Annotated in this window: 22 protein-coding genes and 1 riboswitch; of the genes, 13 read left to right on the top strand and 9 right to left on the bottom strand. The window is 53.4% G+C overall.

Going from position 1 to position 20,035, the window contains the following annotated elements; genetic code table 11:
- Nucleotides 1–5: 5 nt before the first annotated feature.
- Nucleotides 6–1,025 carry a 4-hydroxy-3-methylbut-2-enyl diphosphate reductase gene (gene ispH / locus V6575_RS05350; RefSeq protein ID WP_422785520.1) on the bottom strand — a complete coding sequence of 340 codons (1,020 nt, stop codon included), beginning with the start codon at nt 1,023–1,025 and terminating at the stop codon, nt 6–8.
- A 134-nt stretch (nt 1,026–1,159) separates the two neighbouring features.
- Here ispH and V6575_RS05345 point away from each other — a divergent pair, with 134 nt between their 5' ends.
- From V6575_RS05345 to gcvPB, 6 genes are all read left to right on the top strand, one after another.
- Nucleotides 1,160–1,777 carry a hypothetical protein gene (locus tag V6575_RS05345; RefSeq protein ID WP_340273096.1) on the top strand — a complete coding sequence of 206 codons (618 nt, stop codon included), beginning with the start codon at nt 1,160–1,162 and terminating at the stop codon, nt 1,775–1,777.
- A gap of 116 nt (nt 1,778–1,893) precedes the next feature.
- Nucleotides 1,894–1,985, top strand: a riboswitch (glycine riboswitch).
- 177 nt (nt 1,986–2,162) lie between these two features.
- Entirely contained in the window at nt 2,163–3,314 is a 1,152-nt protein-coding gene (gcvT, locus tag V6575_RS05340; protein ID WP_340273095.1) for a glycine cleavage system aminomethyltransferase GcvT, read from the top strand.
- Between the two features lie 29 nt (nt 3,315–3,343).
- Entirely contained in the window at nt 3,344–3,715 is a 372-nt protein-coding gene (gcvH, locus tag V6575_RS05335) for a glycine cleavage system protein GcvH (protein ID WP_340273094.1), read from the top strand.
- Between the two features lies 1 nt (nt 3,716).
- Nucleotides 3,717–4,205 (top strand): OsmC family protein, encoded by a 489-nt coding sequence (locus V6575_RS05330; protein WP_340273093.1) that lies wholly within the window; start codon nt 3,717–3,719, stop codon nt 4,203–4,205.
- A gap of 18 nt (nt 4,206–4,223) precedes the next feature.
- Nucleotides 4,224–5,570 (top strand): aminomethyl-transferring glycine dehydrogenase subunit GcvPA, encoded by a 1,347-nt coding sequence (gene gcvPA / locus V6575_RS05325; protein ID WP_340273091.1) that lies wholly within the window; start codon nt 4,224–4,226, stop codon nt 5,568–5,570.
- Nucleotides 5,567–7,159: an aminomethyl-transferring glycine dehydrogenase subunit GcvPB gene (gene gcvPB / locus V6575_RS05320; RefSeq protein WP_340273090.1), complete on the top strand. Its 1,593-nt coding sequence runs from the start codon at nt 5,567–5,569 to the stop codon at nt 7,157–7,159. The genes gcvPA and gcvPB overlap by 4 nt, the downstream gene beginning before the upstream one ends.
- Before the next feature lie 93 nt (nt 7,160–7,252).
- On the opposite strand, the gene V6575_RS05315 is transcribed toward gcvPB, so the two are convergent.
- A complete protein-coding gene (locus tag V6575_RS05315; protein WP_340273088.1) occupies nt 7,253–8,059 on the bottom strand; it encodes a hypothetical protein in 807 nt (268 codons plus the stop codon).
- A gap of 192 nt (nt 8,060–8,251) precedes the next feature.
- Between V6575_RS05315 and V6575_RS05310 the strand changes: the two genes are divergently transcribed.
- Nucleotides 8,252–8,404: a hypothetical protein gene (locus V6575_RS05310; RefSeq protein WP_422785519.1), complete on the top strand. Its 153-nt coding sequence runs from the start codon at nt 8,252–8,254 to the stop codon at nt 8,402–8,404.
- A 57-nt stretch (nt 8,405–8,461) separates the two neighbouring features.
- Here V6575_RS05310 and V6575_RS05305 read toward each other — a convergent pair whose 3' ends face one another.
- Together V6575_RS05305 and V6575_RS05300 are read right to left on the bottom strand one after the other, a co-directional pair.
- Nucleotides 8,462–8,749 (bottom strand): YciI family protein, encoded by a 288-nt coding sequence (locus tag V6575_RS05305; protein ID WP_340273086.1) that lies wholly within the window; start codon nt 8,747–8,749, stop codon nt 8,462–8,464.
- A 55-nt stretch (nt 8,750–8,804) separates the two neighbouring features.
- On the bottom strand, nt 8,805–9,383 hold the full coding sequence (locus V6575_RS05300; protein ID WP_340273085.1) for a TetR/AcrR family transcriptional regulator: 579 nt from the start codon (nt 9,381–9,383) through the stop codon (nt 8,805–8,807).
- Between the two features lie 177 nt (nt 9,384–9,560).
- On the opposite strand from V6575_RS05300, the gene V6575_RS05295 reads away from it, so the two are divergent.
- The 4 genes from V6575_RS05295 to tyrS all read left to right on the top strand — a co-directional run bounded on the left by V6575_RS05295 (nt 9,561) and on the right by tyrS (nt 13,251).
- Nucleotides 9,561–10,028: a MarR family winged helix-turn-helix transcriptional regulator gene (locus tag V6575_RS05295; RefSeq protein ID WP_340273084.1), complete on the top strand. Its 468-nt coding sequence runs from the start codon at nt 9,561–9,563 to the stop codon at nt 10,026–10,028.
- Between the two features lie 20 nt (nt 10,029–10,048).
- Nucleotides 10,049–10,699, top strand: a complete 651-nt coding sequence (locus V6575_RS05290; RefSeq protein ID WP_340273083.1) for a cysteine hydrolase family protein — start codon at nt 10,049–10,051, stop codon at nt 10,697–10,699.
- A 146-nt stretch (nt 10,700–10,845) separates the two neighbouring features.
- A complete protein-coding gene (locus V6575_RS05285) occupies nt 10,846–11,736 on the top strand; it encodes a glycosyl hydrolase family 18 protein (protein WP_340273082.1) in 891 nt (296 codons plus the stop codon).
- A gap of 237 nt (nt 11,737–11,973) precedes the next feature.
- Nucleotides 11,974–13,251, top strand: coding sequence for a tyrosine--tRNA ligase (gene tyrS, locus V6575_RS05280; RefSeq protein WP_340273081.1), 1,278 nt, complete (start codon nt 11,974–11,976; stop codon nt 13,249–13,251).
- A gap of 80 nt (nt 13,252–13,331) precedes the next feature.
- Here the strand turns inward: tyrS and V6575_RS05275 are convergent, their stop codons facing one another.
- From V6575_RS05275 to V6575_RS05265, 3 genes are all read right to left on the bottom strand, one after another.
- A complete protein-coding gene (locus tag V6575_RS05275; RefSeq protein WP_340273079.1) occupies nt 13,332–13,481 on the bottom strand; it encodes a hypothetical protein in 150 nt (49 codons plus the stop codon).
- A gap of 20 nt (nt 13,482–13,501) precedes the next feature.
- Nucleotides 13,502–13,723 (bottom strand): hypothetical protein, encoded by a 222-nt coding sequence (locus tag V6575_RS05270; protein WP_340273077.1) that lies wholly within the window; start codon nt 13,721–13,723, stop codon nt 13,502–13,504.
- Nucleotides 13,724–14,224: 501 nt separating this feature from the next.
- Nucleotides 14,225–15,364 carry a site-specific DNA-methyltransferase gene (locus V6575_RS05265; protein ID WP_340273075.1) on the bottom strand — a complete coding sequence of 380 codons (1,140 nt, stop codon included), beginning with the start codon at nt 15,362–15,364 and terminating at the stop codon, nt 14,225–14,227.
- Between the two features lie 611 nt (nt 15,365–15,975).
- Between V6575_RS05265 and V6575_RS05260 the strand changes: the two genes are divergently transcribed.
- Nucleotides 15,976–17,484, top strand: a complete 1,509-nt coding sequence (locus tag V6575_RS05260) for an AMP nucleosidase (RefSeq protein ID WP_479692195.1) — start codon at nt 15,976–15,978, stop codon at nt 17,482–17,484.
- Between the two features lie 63 nt (nt 17,485–17,547).
- On the opposite strand, the gene bfr is transcribed toward V6575_RS05260, so the two are convergent.
- A complete protein-coding gene (gene bfr, locus V6575_RS05255; protein ID WP_340273073.1) occupies nt 17,548–18,033 on the bottom strand; it encodes a bacterioferritin in 486 nt (161 codons plus the stop codon).
- A gap of 143 nt (nt 18,034–18,176) precedes the next feature.
- Nucleotides 18,177–19,241: an A/G-specific adenine glycosylase gene (gene mutY / locus V6575_RS05250; RefSeq protein WP_340273071.1), complete on the bottom strand. Its 1,065-nt coding sequence runs from the start codon at nt 19,239–19,241 to the stop codon at nt 18,177–18,179.
- Nucleotides 19,242–19,472: 231 nt separating this feature from the next.
- Between mutY and V6575_RS05245 the strand changes: the two genes are divergently transcribed.
- Nucleotides 19,473–19,943: a DUF721 domain-containing protein gene (locus tag V6575_RS05245; protein WP_340273069.1), complete on the top strand. Its 471-nt coding sequence runs from the start codon at nt 19,473–19,475 to the stop codon at nt 19,941–19,943.
- Nucleotides 19,944–20,035: the final 92 nt, after the last annotated feature.

The following is a 20,035-nucleotide window of genomic DNA, read 5'->3' as shown; positions in this document are numbered from 1 at the left end:
TGAAGTTACTCTGCAGCCGTTGGGGTCGGGCTTGGGTATTCTCGCAATTCGCGGGGAAGATTGAACGAGATGGTTTCGTTTGCGGTGCGTACCAATTCGACGGTGACGTCAAATCGTTGGCGGAACGCTTCGATGATTTCCTCGACCAGGGTTTCTGGAGCCGATGCTCCAGCGGTCAGCCCGAGGGTTGTGATCTTATCAAAGTCAGACCAATTGATTTCGCTCGCTCGTTGGATCAGAGAGGACACGCGGCAGCCAGAGCGCTCGGCGACTTCCCGCAAGCGCTGTGAATTTGATGAGTTGGGCGCACCCACCACAATCATGGCTTCAACAAGAGGAGCAACAGCTTTTACCGCTTCCTGCCGATTTGTCGTAGCGTAGCAGATGTCTTCCTTGTGCGGGGCGACAATGTCGGGGAACCGCTGGCGCAAGACTTCAACGATCCCGGCAGTGTCGTCGACGGACAGAGTTGTTTGGGTAATGAAGGCAAGTTGGCGATCCGTCTTCGGAATGAAATTGCGGGCATCATCCTCGGTCTCGATCAGGGTTACTGTACCTTCGGCGAGCTGACCCATCGTGCCGATGACTTCCGGATGGCCAGTGTGTCCAATCAGCAGGATTTCACGGTCGCGGCGCTCGTGGATTTGAGCTTCCTTGTGAACCTTGGACACAAGTGGACAGGTTGCATCCAGGAAGAACATGTTTCGCGCGCGAGCATCTTCAGGCACGGATTTTGGAACACCATGCGCGGAGAAAATCACCGGACGATCCTGGTCATCGCTTGGAATTTCTTCCAGCTCCTCGACAAAGATGGCACCTTTGTCTTTTAGGCTATCGACAACAAATTTATTATGGACGATCTCGTGGCGCACATAAACAGGGCTACCGTATTTCTCCAGCGCAAGCTCCACGATTTGAATTGCGCGGTCAACGCCTGCGCAAAACCCGCGTGGGGCGCACAAATGAACGGTAAGGGCTGGTTTGTCAGAAACTGTGGCGATCATGTTGGAGCCTTGAACTGTCATTCGTCTGCTATAAGGGGGGCTAGCGGGGAGCTGTCAAGGTGGAACTTAAAGCGTGAAAGCCTCAGTCTCGCCAAGGTTTGTCTGACCTGCTATGTAGCTCAGCAAAAGCGCATTTGGAATCATACGGGTGTATTATGAGTAAGGTTGTTGAAACTGTGGTTAAGCGCGGCTCTAGACCGGCTGTTGCCGGAGCCCTATGCATTGGCCTTCTTGCAGGCTGCATGAGCAGTTCCAATGAGCTCTCATCCAGCGGAGGATCTACCTCCAAAAGTTGGATCAACCAGATTACGACCAGCGGCAAGGGGCCGATTCAAGTCAATCCGGATGCCTTTGCAGCGGATGTTTATTGCCCTCCGATTCGGATGCAAACCGACACTTATCTGATTATGAAATTCGCCAATCGGAAAGAAGAAACGCCCGAAAATCTACTCTATCAAGCGACTGTGGATGAATGGGCACGTGATTGCACACGTGAAGGTTCCGACCAGACCCGAATCAAAATTGGCTTGTCCGGTGATGTGACACCTGGTCCTGCGTGGCGTGGCGGCGAGGTGACTCTGCCATTGCGTGTTGCAATCGTGCCAAGTGGTGAAAACGCAAAGCCGCTCTATTCCGAGGTTCTTTCCGTTCCGGTGACGATCGGAGAAAATTCTCCAAGCGAAGCTTGGACTTTGATTGAAGACAAGTTCGTTGTGCCACGTAATCAGGAAATGAAGATTATCTTTGGGTTCGACGAGGGCAAGCGTCGCTGATAACCAATGCTGATCTAATGAGCAGCGTCGCTTATTGACAAGCGTGCTGCTGCGATGGATGATGCCGAATGTTGGCTCGGGTCGTTGTCGGGTCAATTGGAAGGATACACCTTCCGTTTTCCCTAGCGGGAGAGGCCGGGCGAGATAGACCGGCGCCGAAGGAGCAACCGCCCCGGAAACTCTCAGGCAAAAGGACCGCTAGGATATCAACGCTCTGGAAAGCAGTTAACCGGTTCGCCTTGGCGAACTGGAGCAGCTCACCGAAGGAGTAACCGGTTTGCGTTAAGGCGTGGGGCGGGAAATCTCTCAGGTACTCGGACAGAGGGGGCACGGACACAACCTTACTGAGGTGTGTTCTCGTGCAACCTTGATTCTGAGGACTTATATGGCTGACCCGGACGCTGCAGGCGACCTTCAAAAGACCCCCCTTCACGATCTTCATTTGGAACTTGGGGCGCGTATGGTGCCATTCGCGGGCTACGACATGCCTGTGCAGTATCCTGCTGGTATTATGAAAGAGCATCTTCAGACGCGCGACAGTGCGGGCCTGTTCGATGTCTCTCATATGGGGCAGGCGGTTCTGATCGGTCCGGATCATGAAACCACAGCCCTGGCTCTTGAGGCGCTGGCCCCGTCAAATTTTGTCGAGCTGGGCCGTGGCAAGCAGCGTTATTCGGTTCTGCTGAATGTTGAGGGCGGCATTGTTGATGATCTGATGGTGAGCCGCCCGTTGGATGAAAGCCAGGATGGCCGCCTCTATCTAGTGGTCAATGCTGCGCGCAAACATGTTGATTACCCGTTGCTGGAAGCTGGTCTTCCCGACAATGTTCGCCTGGAAATTTTCACAGACAAGGCGCTGATTGCCGTTCAGGGTCCTAAAGCTGTTGAAGTTGTTGCAGCTCATGCGCCAGCTGCTGCAGATCTCGGCTTTATGTCTGGCGACTTTATGGAATTTGACGGCATTGCCTGTCATATCGCGCGCGCTGGTTACACCGGCGAAGATGGCGTCGAAATGTCAGTGCCAGCAGGAGCTGCAGAGGCGATTGCCCGCGCATTGCTGGCTGATGACCGTGTCGAACCTATTGGTCTTGGCGCGCGTGACAGTCTGCGCCTGGAAGCCGGGCTTTGCCTCTATGGCCACGACTTGGACGAAACCACATCGCCTGTTGAAGGCGCAATCACCTTTTGCATGCAGAAGCGCCGCCGTGAGAATGGCGGTTTTCCAGGTGCTGCGCGCATTCAGGCTGAACTCAAGGACGGTCCGGGCCGTGTTCGCATCGGCCTGAAGCTGGACGGCAAGGCACCTGCCCGTGAGGGCGCTGAAATTCAACAACTTGATGGCACGCCTGTGGGCACTTTGACATCTGGCGGATTTGCGCCGAGCGTCGGTGCGCCGATTGCCATGGGCTATGTCTCGGCAGGTCACGCAGCCGTTGGCACCAAACTCAGTCTTGTGGTTCGGGGACGGAGCCTGGCAGCGGAAGTTGTCGAGATGCCGATCGTGCCAAACCGCTATTATCGCAAACCAAAATCCTGATCCTTAATCCAGACTACCGGGACGCAAACATGACCACCTATTTCTCCAAAGACCACGAGTGGATTGCCGTTGAAGGCGACATCGCCACTGTTGGCATCACCGCATATGCTCAGGAACAACTCGGCGATGTTGTTTATGTAGAACTTCCGGATGTTGGCAAGACGCTCGCACAGGGCGATGAAGCCGCTGTTGTGGAATCAGTCAAGGCCGCATCGGAAGTCTACGCGCCCCTCGATGGAGAGGTTGTTGAAGCCAACGTAGTCCTTGCTGACGAACCTGCCAAGGTCAACGAAGACCCTGAAGGCGCAGCCTGGTTCGTCAAGATCAAGCTTTCCAATGCGGATCAGCTGTCCGAACTGATGGACGAAGCAGCATACAAGACCTTAGTCGCGGGGCTCTGAGATGCCCGGGCACCTCTACACCGCCGAAGTCATATGGCAGCTCGAAGGCGAGGACTTTGCCAAGGGCAAATACTCGCGGGCCCATACTTGGCGTTTTGACGGCGGTGTGGAAGTGCCCGCATCTGCTTCGCCTTCTGTCGTTCCATTGCCATTTTCTGATCAAAATGCCGTGGATCCGGAAGAGGCATTTGTTGCGTCCCTGTCGTCCTGTCACATGCTGACATTTATCGATATGGCACGCCTTTCGAAGTACCGGGTTGAAGGCTACCGCGACAAGGCCGAAGGCATCATGACCCGGATTGGCCGAGGCAAGATGGCGGTGACCAAGGTGATCCTGCGACCGGAAATTATCCTGCGGACTGACGTTGCCCCGGATCCGAGTTTGTTCGCCGACCTGCATGAAAAGGCGCATGAACTGTGTTTCATCGCCAATTCCGTCAAGACCGAGATCGAGATTGCGCCGGAGCCTCTGCGCCTGATCCCGGCATAACATAAAGAGCTGCAAGACATGCGCTATTTGCCCCTCTCCGAAACCGATCGCGCCGATATGTTGGCCCGCGTCGGTGTGGACAGCATTGACGATCTGTTTGCTGATATTCCTGAAAAGGCTCGCCTGAATGAGCTGCTTGATCTGCCGCGCCGCGCTGGTGAATTGCAGGTCGAACGGCAGCTGTCCGCTCTGGCTGCAAAGAATGTTCCGGCTGGATCCGTGCCGTTTTTCGTCGGGGCAGGGGCCTATAAGCACCATGTGCCCGCGACCGTTGATCACCTGATCCAGCGATCCGAGTTCCTGACGTCCTATACGCCGTATCAGCCGGAAATCACCCAAGGCACTCTGCAATATTTGTTTGAGTTTCAGACCCAGGTTGCCCGATTGACTGCTATGGATGTTGCCAATGCATCCATGTACGACGGCTCGACCGGCACCGGCGAAGCCGTGCTGATGTCTCATCGCGTCACGCGACGCCAAAAGGCTGTCTTGTCCGGCGGTCTGCACCCGCAATATCGTGAAGTTGTCGAAGGCCTGTCCAACATGGCCAGCGACGACGTTGTCTCGCTGCCAGCTGACCCGTTTGGCACGGAAGACATTCTGGCGCAGATCGATAAGGATACGTCCTGCGTTGTGGTTCAGTCGCCGTCCTTCTATGGCCAGTTGATCGACCTGAAGCCGATTGCCGAAAAGGCGCATGAATGTGGCGCGCTGCTGATTTCCGTCTTCACAGAAGTTGTCTCTCTCGGATTAATTGAGCCACCTGGAACCCAAGGCGCGGATATCGTCGTTGGTGAAGGCCAATCCATCGGCAACGGCTTGAACTTCGGCGGTCCTTACGTTGGCCTCTTTGCCACACGGCAGAAATACATTCGCCAGATGCCGGGCCGCTTGTGCGGTGAGACCGTTGATTCCGATGGCAAGCGCGGCTTCGTACTCACGCTCTCGACCCGCGAACAGCATATCCGTCGCGACAAGGCGACCTCAAACATCTGTACCAACTCCGGTCTGTGCTGTCTGGCGTTCTCCGTCCATATGTCGCTGCTGGGCAGCAAGGGCCTGACGCAACTGGCAACGATCTGCCATGCCAATGCGGTCCAGTTAAAAAAAGGGTTTGCTGGTGTGCCCGGTGTTGAGGTTCTGAACAGCGCGTTTTTCAACGAATTCACTGTCAAGCTTCCCAAAGCGGCCCATAGTGTTGTCGAAGCGCTTGCCGAAAAGGGCGTCTTGGCCGGTGTGCCGGTTTCGCGCCTGGAGCCAGGCAAGCCCGAACTTGAGAACCTGCTCGTCGTGGCAAACACCGAAGTGAACACAGATGACGACCGCGCCGCATTTGTGGCTGCGTTGAAGGAGGTGTTGGCATGAGCATGAACACACAAGGCCGCCCAAGCGCGCCAACTGAAAACGCGCCGAGCTTCACGCCGAAGACGTTCACTGGCAATCGTGGCCTCGACATGGAAGAGGCGCTGATTTTCGAATTCGGTCGTTATGACGTCACTGGCATTGATCTGGATGTGCCTGATGATTTCGTTTCCGAACTTGGCGGTCATGATCGCAAGGATACGCTGGAGTTGCCGGGCCTCGCTGAGCCGGAAGCCATGCGCCACTACGTGCGCCTGTCGCGTAACAACTACGCCATTGACAGCGGTCTCTATCCGCTTGGCTCCTGCACCATGAAGCACAATCCACGCCTCAACGAGAAGATGGCGCGGCTTCCAGGCTTCGGTGACATTCATCCACTGCAGCCACTGTCTACGGTCCCCGGCGCTGTTGAGTTGATCGACGAGCTGGCTCATTGGCTGATGACCATGACTGGCACATTTGCAGTGGCCATGAGCCCCAAGGCAGGTGCCCATGGTGAGCTGTGCGGCATGATGGCGATCAAGGCAGCGCACACAGCTGCAGGGCGCGATCCAAAGATTGTGCTCGTGCCTGAAAGCGCCCATGGCACCAACCCGGCAACAGCTGCATTGCTCGGCTACAAGGTTGTGTCCATCGGTGCCAAAGACGACGGCACGGTTGATTTCGACGGGCTGAAGGCGACCATTGCCCAGCATGAAGGCAACGTAGCCGGCATCATGCTGACCAACCCGAACACCTGCGGGCTGTTCGAGCGGGATATCATCGAGATCGCCGAGGCGATCCACGCCGCTGATGCCTATTTCTACTGCGATGGGGCAAACTTCAACGCCATCGTCGGCAAGGCCCGCCCGGGTGATCTGGGCGTCGATGCCATGCACATCAACCTGCACAAGACGTTCTCGACGCCTCATGGTGGCGGTGGTCCAGGCTCTGGACCGGTGATCTTGTCAGACCGGTTGGCTCCTTTCGCGCCGTTGCCGTTCATCCGCAAGGGTGAAAACGGACCTGAGCTGATCGAAACCAACGCTGATACTCAGGATGGTGAACAGCCATTTGGTCGTATGACAGCTTTCCACGGCCAGATGGGCATGTATGTCCGCGCGCTCAGCTACATGATGAGCCACGGGTCAGACGGCCTTCGCCAGGCCTCGGAAGATGCAGTGCTGAATGCAAACTACGTCCGCGTTGGTTTGCAGGGCATCATGAGCCTGCCGTTCGGCGTGCGCCCTTGCATGCATGAAGTGTTGTTCGATGACACATTCTTGAAGGACACGGGCGTCACCACCCTCGATTTCGCCAAGGCGATGATCGATGAGGGGTATCACCCGATGACCATGTACTTCCCGTTGGTGGTGCATGGCGCAATGCTGATCGAACCGACAGAAAGCGAAAGCCGGGCCGAACTGGACCTGTTTGTCGCCACCATGCGCGATCTGGTCATGAGTGCAAGCAAAGGCGAGACGGATCGCTTCTCTGCTGCGCCTTACCTCTCGCCTCGTCGCCGCCTGGATGAAACCAGCGCTGCCCGCAAGCCTATCCTGAAGTGGACAGCTCCGGAACCTGCGGACGTGACACCGGTCGCGGCGGAGTAGAGTAAACAATGCCCGCTCAACTTAGGACAATAAAGTCCTTGCTGAGCGGGCAATCATTCTATTTTTATAGGTTCCGTCGCCATGACCATAGCTTTATTGGGAGGGGCAGTTAGGCGTTGCAACCATCCAAGATTGATGTGCTCCTCTAAATTCGCACAACAATAGAAATTTTTCAGAACTATCAAACTCGGAAAGTTCATCGTGTTTGAACGGATTTCGACCAAACTGCTCAAGGACTTCGATCGTATGAGTGTTGGCAAAATGTTCTGCTAATTGACCTGTGATACCTGGAGCAAGAGGCTCATGCAGTTCGATTATGAGTGTTGCTTTCGAAAAAATATTGGGGTCAACCTCCTTGAGGATGGTCTCGTGTCCTTCGATATCCATGATGACAAGAGAAGTTGGGTAAGCAGTAAGGTCCTCCACAAGACCGCTGCGATCGACCGCGTCTTTTAGTGTTATATTTGAAGCGGTTCCAAGGAGACGCCTGCAGGCTGCTTTTGCGTCCTGATTGATCTCATAACCAATCAGGGGTAATTTCGAATTAAGATGCCGAACGCACGAAAGGTAGTAACCGTCTGACGTTCCGATATTTATCACGGCATCCGGATTGCCATTGAGGCCTTTGATTATTGCAGGTTGGATCTCTAACTCATACTCACCCAAGACTCGGGATACATAATCTGCACTGACTGGACTGGTTTCTGGATCAATGATCCTTGCGCCTTTGAAGGGGCCCTTCCGAGCATTATGTCCTAGTGTTTTCCTGAGTGCTGTGTTGAGAGCGGAAACATGTTTATAAATTGTGCTTCTGCTGGTTTTTGTACTGTTGGCCGCCTTTATCACGGTGTAGCCGAGTGGCTTGACTAGAGCGTTGGCTATGCTTCGAAAGAGGCCCATGTTCTATCCGTTTTTGATGCTGTGTATTTGTAATTTATGCAGCTTAAAATGCTTTTAAAATGTAGAATAAAGATCAAGTGCAGAGGCTGATAGGTTCCAGCGTGCGAATTGGTCTTTATCATTGAGTTCTCAACAGAATGTGAGAAAAATGGAGCCCCTCTAATTATCTGGTTTAAAAGGTTGCGATATCCAATGAGTGCAAGCAAAGGCGAGACGGATCGCTTCTCTGGTGCTCCATATCTCTCGCCCCGTCGCCGCCTGGATGAAACCAGCGCTGCCCGTAAGCCAATTCTGAAATGGACAGCTCCGGAACCTGCGGATGTGACACCGGTCGCGGCGGAGTAGGTCGGAACGTCTATGAAGATCAAAGAAGCCCCGGCCCAATCGTCGGGGCTTTTTCGTTCAGGCGGTCAGAAATGACAGACGCTCATCGACGCGGGATGGTTGGATTTCGTGGATTTCCGCCGTGACCACCTGTTCCTGAACAAATGGGTCGAGCGCAACGCGCGCTTCCAGATCGTCTCGGCTCGCATTATGCGCCAAAACCATTCCGCCTTTACCAGGCACTAAGCTGCCAGCCATCAGGAAAACCCCATCTTCAAATCCTTGTCGGATCCACCCATTGTGGCCATCCATGTGATCTGGGGCTTTGGAACGATTGGGGCCAAAGGTAAGAAAGACTGCAAACATGTTCAGGTCCTTTTGCTTGAAAGAGGCTGCTGGGGGTGAGGGAAGATTGTTGGTTTTATTCTGATGCGAGCTGTTGAATTTGATGCTCAAGCCATTTGGACATATCCGTGACTTCACGGCGCACGAAGTCTGCGTCCTTGTAGGCTGTAGCGAGTGTGGCGACGCCCTGGCTCCGCATAAGAAGGTGCATAGCCAGGTCATCGGAGCGTTCAGCGAATCCAAGGGCTTCGAACTGCTGTCGAAGCCAGACCCGAAAGACGGTGAAAAGCTGATTTGCGTCAACTTGAGCTGAATGGTTGAGCTTCGCAAGCTCGGTTGTAAGCGTTCCGACAGGGCAGCCGAAGGCCATGATCTTGCTCTGGTTGGTGATCAGAATTTCAATGAAACGCAAAATGGCGTCTGGTGGGGCAAATGCCGCCTCCCAATGAGCGAGTAGGGCTTCTCGGTCAGCAATGCGCTTTGCAATCACCGCGCTCAGGATCTCGTCCTTGGTCTTGAAATGGTAGTAGAAATTGCCGCGGGAAATACTCAGTTCTGCCGCAATGTCGGCAAAGGACGTTGCCTCGAAGCCACGCTCATAGAAAAGGGCGTTTGCCGCCGCAACAATATCTTCATGGGTTTTTCGGGGCACCATGGGCATGAAATCCTCAATAGGACATTTGACCTAAATATTTTTAGGTCAAATGTCCTATTGAGTCAATCATGGACTCTGGGTCCGCGACCTTGCAACGGGGGCATGGTGTCAGCCTACAATCAATATTGACAATTCACCTGTCGGTATGTCAATTGAATTGTCAATTTGAGTGCGATCATGAACAAGTCAGAAGATCTTTATGAAATTATTCGGCTCATTCGCCCGGCGCATCGTCGTCTGGCACGGGCTGTCGCGGCGAAGCTGGAGGGAACCGGGCTGACGGTTGGAATGAGGGCGGTCATGGAAGTGCTTGCAGAAGCCGCACCCATGACCGTGCCCGATATCGCCCGCAGCCTGTTTCTGACCCGGCAGCAGATCCAGATGATCGTGAACGAGTTGGAAGCCAAGGGGCAAATTGAGCGACGACTTAATCCGGCTCACAAACGCTCGCCCTTGTTCAAGCTGACCAAGCAGGGGCTTCATGAATTGGGCGGTGTTCGCGCGCGCGAAATGGAGGAAACCGAACATATAGCGGATCAATTTTCCAGCGAAGAGCTGAGCGCGGCACAACGGGTCCTCTGCGCCATGTTGGATCATTTCTCAGCCTTTGAGGACGATCCCGACCACCCGGCGCCACTTGAGTAGATATTAGATTGGAGATTGGAATGCCGATACTGACAAGCTTTTTGATCGTCTGCGCTGCCAGCTTGTTCGCGGTGCTGGTTTATATGATGATGAAGTTAAAAGCAGTGGGGACTCCAACCTGCGGGCATCAGATCAACCTAGAGGCCCGGCCAGAAAAGTGCCTTGTCGTCATTGACGTTCAGGAGGACTTTACCCGCAACACAGGCAAGAACGCATTTGACCCGGTGGCCCGGGACGGGGCCCTTGAGCGGATCGCTGACGAAATCAGAACGGCCCGAAGCCGCGATGAACATGTCGTCTTTATCACGAACGTGTTCCGGGATTGGCCTGTGGTTCTGGCCATGAAACTTGTGACGGGCGGCATCGGGACACCGGGCAGGCAAGGCCTTCGGTTGGATCGGATGCTGGATGTGGCAGAAGGCCCGGTATTTGAAAAATCCATCGGTGACAGTTTCTCAAATTCGAAATTCGAGGATTGGTTGGAGCAGCAGAACATCGGTCATCTCACTCTGGTTGGTCTCGATGCTTGCCACTGTGTCCAGCTGACAGCCAAGGGCGGACGATCACGTGGGTTCAGGGTCGAGATCCTTGAAGCCGCCACGCTGACCACCCGCCCCGACAAGTGGGCAGCCTTGAAGGGGCCGTTGAGAGCTGCTGGCGTGGTGGTTTGACAGCTCAGCTAGAGATGTACAAAAAGCATTTGATGCACTTCACAAGGTTGGTTTTCGCACGTCTTTGGGTCTGTTAGCGGTGCCGGTTAATCACGATCGTGGCACTGCCGTTGGATGTGACCTGAAAAGGAAAACGGATGCCAGACATGACACCCCGCAACATTATTTATTCATTACGCCAAAACGTTAATCAGGTGGGTCTGAAGGACAGTCCCTTCAATACAGTGATCGTTTGTTTTCTGCTTCCCCAAGATGACGGAACCGTCACGCCGAGTTATGAACTGCAACAGTTTCTCTCACATCCGGGCCTTGTCGAGATGATCAAGGACAGCGGTAAGCGGCAGATGCTTGTTTCGCTTGGTGGCGCTAATGTGCCAGCTGGTGGTTGGAAGGCCCTCGCGGCTAATGTTCAGGACGCTGCCAAGACTATATGGGCGTTTGTCCAGCAGAATGGGTTTGACGGGGTCGATTTTGACTACGAGGACACTGCGGCGTTTGAAAGCCCTTCAACTGCGGGCTACGACCCTGTTGAGTTTCTGGCATCTATCTCCACAGCACTGAAACAGGCTGCTGGTGCCGCTGGTTGTCTCATTTCTCACGCCCCACAGCCTCCCTATCTTTACCCGGATTGGTACGGTGCGCCTTATGTTTCCATTGCCAACAAAGCGGGGGACGCCATCGATTGGCTGAACATCCAGTATTATAATAATGATTGGTATGTTGGTGATACGGTTGCTGAGCAGACTGATAAAGTCGCAGGTTTATCTTCAGGAACAGTGTTCCCATCCAGCATTGTTGGCCTTTCATCACAGATTGATATGAGCAAGTTGGTGCTCGGGCGCCTTACGTCTCAGACAAATGGCGGGTCGGGCTTTTTGGATGCACAAGATACGGCCAATGACTTGTTGAAGCCCCTGGTGGATAAATTCGGCGACAAGTTCGGTGGTGTCATGGGGTGGGAATTTTCTATCTCCACCAGCGGCTCTGAAAATGCAGATATTTGGGGGCGAGCGATAAATGCAGCATTGAAGATTTAAAGCCCAACCCGGGTTATCAAGCAGCCGAGTTCTTTGGCTGCTTGACATCTCGTGAAAGGTCACGCACAAATAGAACATGATCAACAGGACCTTCTACATCGCAGGAGTTTATTTTACGCCCCTTACATAGGCGGCGATTGATCATGCATACCCAAAGCAAAGATTGAAAAAAGCCGCCGCGTCAGGCGGCTTTTTCAGTTTCTAGTCCCCGGCGCAGCGGAAGCCGGAGACGAAAAAATGACACAGCATATTCCGCCTTCACATCTCGAAGTCGAACCGAGATCTGAAGCCCTGCAGATTCTCGTCGAACGAGGCTTTGTGCATCAGTGCACTGACATGGCCGGGTTGGATCGCCGACTTGGTCAAGGACCGGTCACCCTTTACGCTGGCTTTGATGCGACTGCAGCCAGCTTGCATGTCGGCCATCTTGTGCCGCTGATGGCTATGCGCTGGCTGCAAAAACTGGGGCATTGGCCGATAATTGTTCTGGGAGGTGGTACAAGCCTGATTGGCGATCCGAGCTTCAAGAGTGAAGGCCGCCCACTGCTTGATCAGATGCAGGTGGACCGCAATGTGGCGGGTATTTTCCGCACTGTATCCCGATTGTTTGACCTGTCGCCGGAAGCGGGCGGTCGCATCATCAACAACGCGGAATGGCTGACGGAATTCCGGTTCCTTGAATTCTTGCGTCAATATGGCCAACATTTCACGGTCAATCGGATGATTTCCTTCGATGCGGTGAAAAGTCGGCTTGATGCCAATGCGCCGATGACCGTTCTCGAGTTCTGCTACATGATGCTGCAAGCGGTTGATTTTCTGGAACTTTCAAAACGCTCCGACTGTGAACTTCAGATCGGCGGGTCTGATCAATGGGGCAATATTGTCAATGGCGTTGAGCTGGGCCGGAAGGTCGATGGCCGCAGCCTGATGGGCCTGACTGTCCCACTGTTGACCACCGCATCTGGCCAGAAGATGGGCAAGACGGCTGCTGGTGCGGTATGGCTGGATCCTGATCGCGTGTCACCTTTCGCCTTTTGGCAGTTCTGGCGCAACACAGCTGATGTCGATGTGGCGAGATTCCTCAAGCTCTTTACTGAGCTGCCCATGGGCGAGATCGCGCGCCTGACGGAACTGGAAGGGGCGGAGCTGAATGAAGCCAAGAAAATTCTGGCAACACACGTCACCGCCATTGTTCATGGTCCTGAAGAAGCGCGCCATGCGCTGGAGCAGGGCGATGCGCTGTTTTCAGGTCAGGCTGAGACTGCCGAGCCGACCTATATCATGCCGCTCGACATGCTTGCCGAGGATCTTGGTTTGCTGGAGCTATTGGTCGCGGTTGATTTCGCAATGTCCAATGGCGATGCACGCCGTCTTGTCGAGGCAGGCGGTGTCCGTCTGAACGCCCGTGTCGTCGATGATCCACGCCGCCGGATTTCAAGCGGAGATCTGGGGGCAAAAGACCGTCTGACACTCGCGGCCGGTAAACGGCGCAAAGCGCTGGTGGCGTTTGGCTGATATTGTTTAAAGTCTGCTTTGCCGACGGGGAGGTAAAGTCTATCCGTCGGCGGGCGATTAAAGCCCAAAAGCTGAAGGGATCAGCCCTTTGTCTTTCCGGGAGCAGCATCGCGCTTGTTGATCGCTTCGATCTGAGAGCTGAATGGCGCAGCGGTTGTTACCTTTACAGCCGCTTTGTCTTTCTTCGGTTTTCTCTTCTCGCGATTGCTGCGTACCTGGCCTTTAGCCATGGGAGTATCCTTTCAAGGCGTTATGTGCCGGACTGAAGCTTTGCCGACTCTAGGGTTTCCAGACTGTCTTCTACAGCGACCCGCTCATAGCGCTCGTTTTCGCTGCGAATTCGGTACTGAAGCAGGTCGTTGGTTTCCGGCATGGTGGCTACGATCTGGTAGGTCTCTGGAGGTGTCGAGGAGGCTCCTGTCCGACCAGTCATGATGACTGTTTGGCCGACCTCAAAAAGATGCGCGGGCATTTGATTTTCCTATTATCTGCGTTTGTCGTCACTGCGGATCTATCTTGCCGCTGCGACTGGCAAATTATGTAGGGGCATTCACGTTCATGTCAGTCGTCAGTGGGCTGCCAACTTATCAATTGCCGCTCAGTTGGCTGAGCTGCCTAAGAGGCTCAGCCTAGGTGCGACTTCAGCAACTCAATTCCAATCGTGATGTTTTTGTTTAGAAAACGATCGCGAACCTGGAATATTTCTTCAGCTAATTGAACGTAATGAGCGAATAAAAAATACGAAAGCCGTATTTTTAGAGGGGTAATATTTTATTAAAGTGATGTGTTGGTGATGATTTTAGGAGAATTTAGCAATAAAAGCGAGATTTATTTTAGCTGAGGCTTTTTCGAAGCTGAGAAATTCTTAAGATTAACGGGTCTGGGTAAAAAGAAAGCCCCTGTCTCATTTCTGAGGCAGGAGCTTTCAGGTTTCGCGGGGAACGCGAAGTCAGCGTATTTTTATCTGGTCCATTTATGAACGCAGGCGTGTTCGTATTTCTTCGCGCAGGTCGTCGATAGGAGATCGCGAGCGACCTTTGCTGGTATGCCAGAACGTCCAGCCATTACACGAGGACGCTCCCTGAACCATGGCACCGACTTTGTGGATCGATCCTGTGAAATCGCCACATTTCAACGACCCGTCAGCTCGTACCACGGCCAGGTGATGACCTTTGGAGCAAGATAGTTCTGCCCCAGGTTCCAACAAGCCGGATTCCAGCAGGTTGCCGAAAGGAATTCGCTTTTCAGCCCGTTTGCCCTTTTGCATGTCGAGCGATGCACCTGAGCCGGTCTCAATGGCTTCAATGCGCGACGTAGCGGCATCGATATAGTCTTGCTCACGCTCGACGCCGACAAAGTTGCGGCCGAGTTTCTTGGCCACAGCTCCGGTGGTGCCGGTGCCAAAGAAGGGGTCAAGCACCACATCGCCCGGCTGGGACGAGGCGGTTAGAACCCTATAGAGCAGGGCTTCCGGCTTTTGTGTCGGATGCACCTTCTGGCCATCGTCATCCTTCAAACGTTCGCCGCCGGTGCACAAAGGCAAGTGCCAGTCGGACCGCATCTGAAGGTCGTCGTTAAACGTCTTCAGCGCATCATAATTGAAGGTTGGCTTTGCCGTCTTAGACTTGGTCGCCCAAATGATGGTCTCATGCGCATTGGTGAAGCGTTTGCCCCGAAAGTTCGGCATCGGGTTGGACTTGAGCCAAACAATGTCGTTCATGATCCAGAAGCCGAGATCCTGTAGGATCGCACCAACTCGAAAAATGTTGTGATAAGAGCCGATGACATAGATTGACCCATCGTCCTTCATGACCCGTCGTGTGGCCATAAGCCAAGCGCGGGTGAAGGCATCATAGGCCTCGAAGCTCTCGAATTGATCCCAGTGATCATCACAGGCATCAACCTTCGAGTGATCAGGCCTGTGCAGATCGCCACCCAACTGAAGATTGTAGGGCGGATCAGCAAACACCAGGTCGACCGATTTCGACGGCAATTTGTTCAGGGCGGCTACACAGTCGCCCTTCATGATCGTGTTGAGCCACTCAGGGTTCCCTGCTGGCTCTGGAGTTGGGTGGGGTGCCACTGCGGACACCCCCTTACGCATTACACTCATTGCGACGCAATACCTCACGCAATTTAGAGCCTTATGGTTACCGGTTTTGGTAAATCAGGTGTTAATTTTCAAATGTAAAAATTCTTTATGAATCAATAGTTTGTTTACATTAGTAAATGCTTTACGAGAAGTTAACCGAGTGTCCCGCACCAAAAGACCTGATTCCTGCAGGTTTCTTTTGCCAGAGTACGGATCCGGCGTTTCCAATGGTTAAAGATCGACTGAATTGTAGTTGGATGTTTTTTTCGGAAAGGTCTCTACAAGGATTAAACTCTCCATGCGGAAGGTCTTAACCAGGGCTTTTGACAGTGTGAATGTGCCAGCTGGTAAGTGGAAAAGTGATTTGCCTGGAGAGGGGGGATTGGGTTGTACGATCTCATATTCGTTTTTTAAAGAGCGGCGGGCGTCTTGTCATTTGGTCTGATGATCAATGACTGCGTGCGATATGGCGCTTCATAGAATGAATGGAGAAAGACTGTCACTGGACTGTAATGCAGGCGAGAAAAGACTGTGACTGGCAAAAAAAGTTTCCCAAGGGTGCCGCAATCGATTGACGGGCTTGAAAGAAACGCTGATCTTTATCGGTTAAGAACAACAATAAGGAGATACCATTGTCACAGTTTCATTTTCCGACGGGTACAGCCTCTCGTCCGATTGAGTATTCGCCAGAGTGGCCTTTTGAAGCTTTTACAGATGCAACTGCAGCAGTTGAGCGGTTGGTGGAAATTTTTGAGAAAAATACAGCTTTCTTGCGGGATGTTTTCAATGATCTGATTGCGGGACAGCCACCCGAAGGTCGTGTCAGGGCTTTCTATCCTGAAGTTCGCCTGTTTACCGAAAGCCATGTGCGTCTTGATAGTCGTCTTGCCTATGGCTTCGTCTCTGGGCCTGGCCTTCATACGACTACAGTGACCCGGCCTGATCTCTTCCGCCATTATCTCAAAACCCAGATTTCTCTGTTGATGGCCAATCACGAAGTGCCAGTCATGATCGGCTCATCTGAGATGCCGATACCGCTGCATTTTGCTTTTTATGATGGAACACACGTCGAGGGTGGCGCTGCCGCCGTTCATATGGACCGACCGCTGGCTGATGTCTTTGACCTGCCCGATCTATCGGTGATGGATGATTCTGTTGCCAATGGCACATATGAGCCAATTGACGGCGTGATGCCGCTGGCCTCCTTCACAGCACCAAGGGTGGATTACTCGCTTCATAGGCTGCAGCATTACACCTCTACGAGTGCGGAACATTTTCAGAATTTCGTTCTTTTCACGAACTACCAGTTTTACGTAGATGAGTTCTGCCGCATGGCGCATGACATGCTGGCTGATCCGGAAAGCGGCTATGAAGCTTTTGTCCAGCCAGGCAATCTTGTGACACGCGCTGGAGAGCTGGAGCCAAGCAGCGGCGCAGCACCAGATAAACTGCCTCAAATGCCAGCCTATCATCTGAAACGTGAAGGTCAGGGGGGCATTACGATGGTCAACATCGGCGTGGGTCCATCCAATGCAAAGACAATTACAGATCATGTTGCCGTTTTGAGGCCCCATGCCTGGTTGATGCTGGGGCACTGTGCTGGGCTGCGTAACAGCCAGACGCTCGGAGACTACGTTTTGGCGCATGGCTATGTGCGTGAGGACAATGTGCTGAATCAGGATCTGCCGACATGGGTTCCGATACCGCCACTTGCCGAAGTACAGGTCGCCCTTGAAGATGCTGTAGCGGAGATCACCGGCTATGATGGATATGAGCTGAAACGGGTGATGCGGACCGGAACGGTCGCGTCCATCGACAACAGAAATTGGGAGCTGTGGGACCAGAGTGGTCTGGTTCAGCGGTTCTCACAATCGCGTGCAATTGCTTTGGATATGGAATCGGCCACGATTGCCGCGAATGGATTCCGATTCCGGGTGCCTTATGGAACCTTGCTCTGCGTCTCCGACAAGCCCTTGCATGGCGAACTCAAGCTACCCGGCATGGCGACGGACTTTTACAAGAAGCAAGTCGCTCAGCATCTGGAGATCGGCATTCGGGCGCTGGAGAAGCTTCGGGACATGTCCAGTGACCGGCTGCACTCGCGCAAACTTCGCAGTTTTGCAGAAACTGCTTTTCAATAAGATCAATAAAAAACGCGGCCTTGTGGGCCGCGTTTTTCGCCGATGGGGTTTTGTGCGTTGTTTTTATTCGGCTTCGTCGGCCGGCGCTGAATTCAGCTGGCCATAGCGTTCAACACCGATGTTTTCCAGAAGCTCAAGCTGAGTTTCCAAGAAGTCGATGTGACCTTCTTCATCTGCAAGAAGCTCTTCAAACAGCTTCATTGAGACATAGTCACCTTCTGCGTGGCAGATTTCGCGAGATTTTGTGTAGGATGTGCGCGCATCGTATTCGCCTGCCAGATCGCATTCCAGGACTTCTTTGATGTCCTGGCCAATTCGCAGACCAGCAAGCTTCTGCATGTTCGGATGACCCTGAAGGAAAATGATCCGGTCAGTGATCTTGTCCGCGTGCTGCATTTCCTCGATGGATTCTTCACGCTCTTTTTTCGCAAGGCGTGCGAAACCCCAATCGGCCAGAAGGCGGTAATGCAGCCAATATTGGTTGATTGCGCCAAGCTCGAGGAACAGCGCTTCATTCAGTCGTTCGATTACTTTTGGGTTACCCTTCATGGCAAACGCCTCCGCTTCAAGATCTCTGATTTTCTCAGTTTAGAACTATTCTACGGTACGCGTCCAGCCCTGGATTTCGTCTGAAGGAAAAATCCTCAATAAATTGCAAATTTTTTGGTTTCGCGCATTTTGACGTATAGTGTTCAATCGAGACCTGCTGTCACGATTTTGCGCATGATCGTAGGTAGTGCCTCTCCTGCCAGATCATCCCCTGAAGACCACCAGCTTTCATCCAAAACCGCTAGACTGTCCGACAGCAGGCCCCGGAACACCGTCACTTCGAGATGAAAATGCGTGAATGTGTGTTTCACGATGCCAGTCCGGCGTTGCCAGTTGGCCGGGAAGGGGGCGTGTTGCAGCGCTGTTGTAAAGTCGAAGTCCTCCGACCAGATACTACCTGGAACTTCGCTCATGCCGCCAAGCAAACCCTTGGGCGGTCTTCGGCGCAGCAAAACGGCATTGTCGCTCTGCCGAATAGCAACAAAGGCAACTCCGTGCCGGGTGGGTTTGGCTTTTTTCGGGGCTTTTCTTGGCAAGCTGTCTGCCAGCCCGGAAGCACGTGCCGTGCATGGGTCTACCCAGGGGCACAGCACGCAGGCAGGGCGTTTGGGCGTGCAAATCGTCGCGCCGAGGTCCATCACAGCCTGCGCAAAATCGCCAGGCCGGTCCTCAGGTGTAAGCTGTTCCATCGCAGTTCGGATATCGGGCTTGGAATCTGGCAGTGGCGTTGTGATTTCATACAGCCGCGACAGTACGCGTTCGACATTCCCGTCAACAACAGCTGCTTTCCTGTTGAAGGCAATCGCTGAAATGGCTGCTGCTGTATAGGGGCCGATGCCGGGGAGCGCTCTGAGCCCATCTTCAGTTTCCGGAAAACGACCGCCCAGTTCTTGCGCAACCATCTCGGCGCATTTCTTGAGATTGCGTGCACGGGAATAATAGCCCAGTCCGGCCCAAGCCTTCATTACGTCTTCATCAGAGGCGCCGGCGAGATCTTCTACTTTTGGCCACAGAGATAAAAACTTGACGTAATAGTCTTTGACTGTAGCAACTGTAGTTTGCTGCAACATCACCTCCGAGAGCCAGACTTGATAGGCGTCAGGAATGACGCCGAGCCTGCGGTCTTCCGGTGACGTGCGCCAGGGGAGCGAGCGTGCGTGTTTATCGTACCAGTCAAGAAGTGGAGATGATGTCGGAATAGAATTCATGACCTGAATCTGTTGTGAACGCGTTCTGTTACAAGTCGTAACTTTGTAAAACTAGTGAAATCTGGGGAAAACAGAGGGAAAAGCCTGTGGGTGTAATGTGGTCTAGGGCGCTAGTCTTCCCACGGACTCATTTCAGGTGTTTCGTGCTGCCTATCGAACTCATGTATCGGCAATCTACGCCTAAGGAGTAGCGTCATTTCCTCCATGCGAGCAAGACAGGGGGCCAAATCATTGGCTGATCTTGTCGGCAAGGCCATGACGCCTGCCTGCCGAAAGAGAGGATTTGCGTCCGTTGATATTCTGGCAGCTTGGCCGGATATTGTTGGTGAGCGATATGGGGAGCGTGTTCAGCCGGACCGCATCATCTGGCCTCGTAGACAAAATGAAGACGGTGACATGACCGCTGACCCGGCTACGTTGGTGGTTCACACCGACGGTCCAACAGCCATGATGCTGTCTCATGAGCTTCCTCAGCTGATCGAGCGGATCAACATGTTCTATGGCTGGGCAGCCGTCGGGCGCATTAAAATCCTGCAAAAACCGGTGCAGATTAAAACCAAATCACGCCCTGTACCTCCGCGTGATTTGACCGATGATGAAGAACAACGCTTAAGCCAGCAGGTCGAAAGCGTATCGAATGATCGCCTGCGGGAAGCGTTGAAAAAACTTGGTGCCCAGGTCATCGCGCGAGGCTCTCAATAGAGCAAATGAGGCTGAGGTCGCTTATGAGCATGCCCCTTGGATAACCTCATTGTGACCTGACAGCGCAATTCCTTCCAATATTTGCCTTATTT

The sequence above is a fragment of the Roseibium algae genome, from assembly GCF_037783265.1.
In the GTDB taxonomy this organism is placed as follows: Bacteria; Pseudomonadota; Alphaproteobacteria; order Rhizobiales; family Stappiaceae; genus Roseibium; species Roseibium algae.
The sequence above is the reverse complement of the archived record's forward strand: the minus strand, read 5'-3'. Positions and strand labels throughout refer to the sequence as shown.

What these genes read in the sequence shown, in the direction of transcription:
- ispH (WP_422785520.1), bottom strand. Translation starts at nt 1,025, where the DNA reads ATGACAGTTCAAGGCTCCAACATGATCGCCACAGTTTCTGACAAACCA.
- V6575_RS05345 (WP_340273096.1), top strand. Translation starts at nt 1,160, where the DNA reads ATGAGTAAGGTTGTTGAAACTGTGGTTAAGCGCGGCTCTAGACCGGCT.
- gcvT (WP_340273095.1), top strand. Translation starts at nt 2,163, where the DNA reads ATGGCTGACCCGGACGCTGCAGGCGACCTTCAAAAGACCCCCCTTCAC.
- gcvH (WP_340273094.1), top strand. Translation starts at nt 3,344, where the DNA reads ATGACCACCTATTTCTCCAAAGACCACGAGTGGATTGCCGTTGAAGGC.
- V6575_RS05330 (WP_340273093.1), top strand. Translation starts at nt 3,717, where the DNA reads ATGCCCGGGCACCTCTACACCGCCGAAGTCATATGGCAGCTCGAAGGC.
- gcvPA (WP_340273091.1), top strand. Translation starts at nt 4,224, where the DNA reads ATGCGCTATTTGCCCCTCTCCGAAACCGATCGCGCCGATATGTTGGCC.
- gcvPB (WP_340273090.1), top strand. Translation starts at nt 5,567, where the DNA reads ATGAGCATGAACACACAAGGCCGCCCAAGCGCGCCAACTGAAAACGCG.
- V6575_RS05315 (WP_340273088.1), bottom strand. Translation starts at nt 8,059, where the DNA reads ATGGGCCTCTTTCGAAGCATAGCCAACGCTCTAGTCAAGCCACTCGGC.
- V6575_RS05310 (WP_422785519.1), top strand. Translation starts at nt 8,252, where the DNA reads ATGAGTGCAAGCAAAGGCGAGACGGATCGCTTCTCTGGTGCTCCATAT.
- V6575_RS05305 (WP_340273086.1), bottom strand. Translation starts at nt 8,749, where the DNA reads ATGTTTGCAGTCTTTCTTACCTTTGGCCCCAATCGTTCCAAAGCCCCA.
- V6575_RS05300 (WP_340273085.1), bottom strand. Translation starts at nt 9,383, where the DNA reads ATGGTGCCCCGAAAAACCCATGAAGATATTGTTGCGGCGGCAAACGCC.
- V6575_RS05295 (WP_340273084.1), top strand. Translation starts at nt 9,561, where the DNA reads ATGAACAAGTCAGAAGATCTTTATGAAATTATTCGGCTCATTCGCCCG.
- V6575_RS05290 (WP_340273083.1), top strand. Translation starts at nt 10,049, where the DNA reads ATGCCGATACTGACAAGCTTTTTGATCGTCTGCGCTGCCAGCTTGTTC.
- V6575_RS05285 (WP_340273082.1), top strand. Translation starts at nt 10,846, where the DNA reads ATGACACCCCGCAACATTATTTATTCATTACGCCAAAACGTTAATCAG.
- tyrS (WP_340273081.1), top strand. Translation starts at nt 11,974, where the DNA reads ATGACACAGCATATTCCGCCTTCACATCTCGAAGTCGAACCGAGATCT.
- V6575_RS05275 (WP_340273079.1), bottom strand. Translation starts at nt 13,481, where the DNA reads ATGGCTAAAGGCCAGGTACGCAGCAATCGCGAGAAGAGAAAACCGAAG.
- V6575_RS05270 (WP_340273077.1), bottom strand. Translation starts at nt 13,723, where the DNA reads ATGCCCGCGCATCTTTTTGAGGTCGGCCAAACAGTCATCATGACTGGT.
- V6575_RS05265 (WP_340273075.1), bottom strand. Translation starts at nt 15,364, where the DNA reads ATGAGTGTAATGCGTAAGGGGGTGTCCGCAGTGGCACCCCACCCAACT.
- bfr (WP_340273073.1), bottom strand. Translation starts at nt 18,033, where the DNA reads ATGAAGGGTAACCCAAAAGTAATCGAACGACTGAATGAAGCGCTGTTC.
- mutY (WP_340273071.1), bottom strand. Translation starts at nt 19,241, where the DNA reads ATGAATTCTATTCCGACATCATCTCCACTTCTTGACTGGTACGATAAA.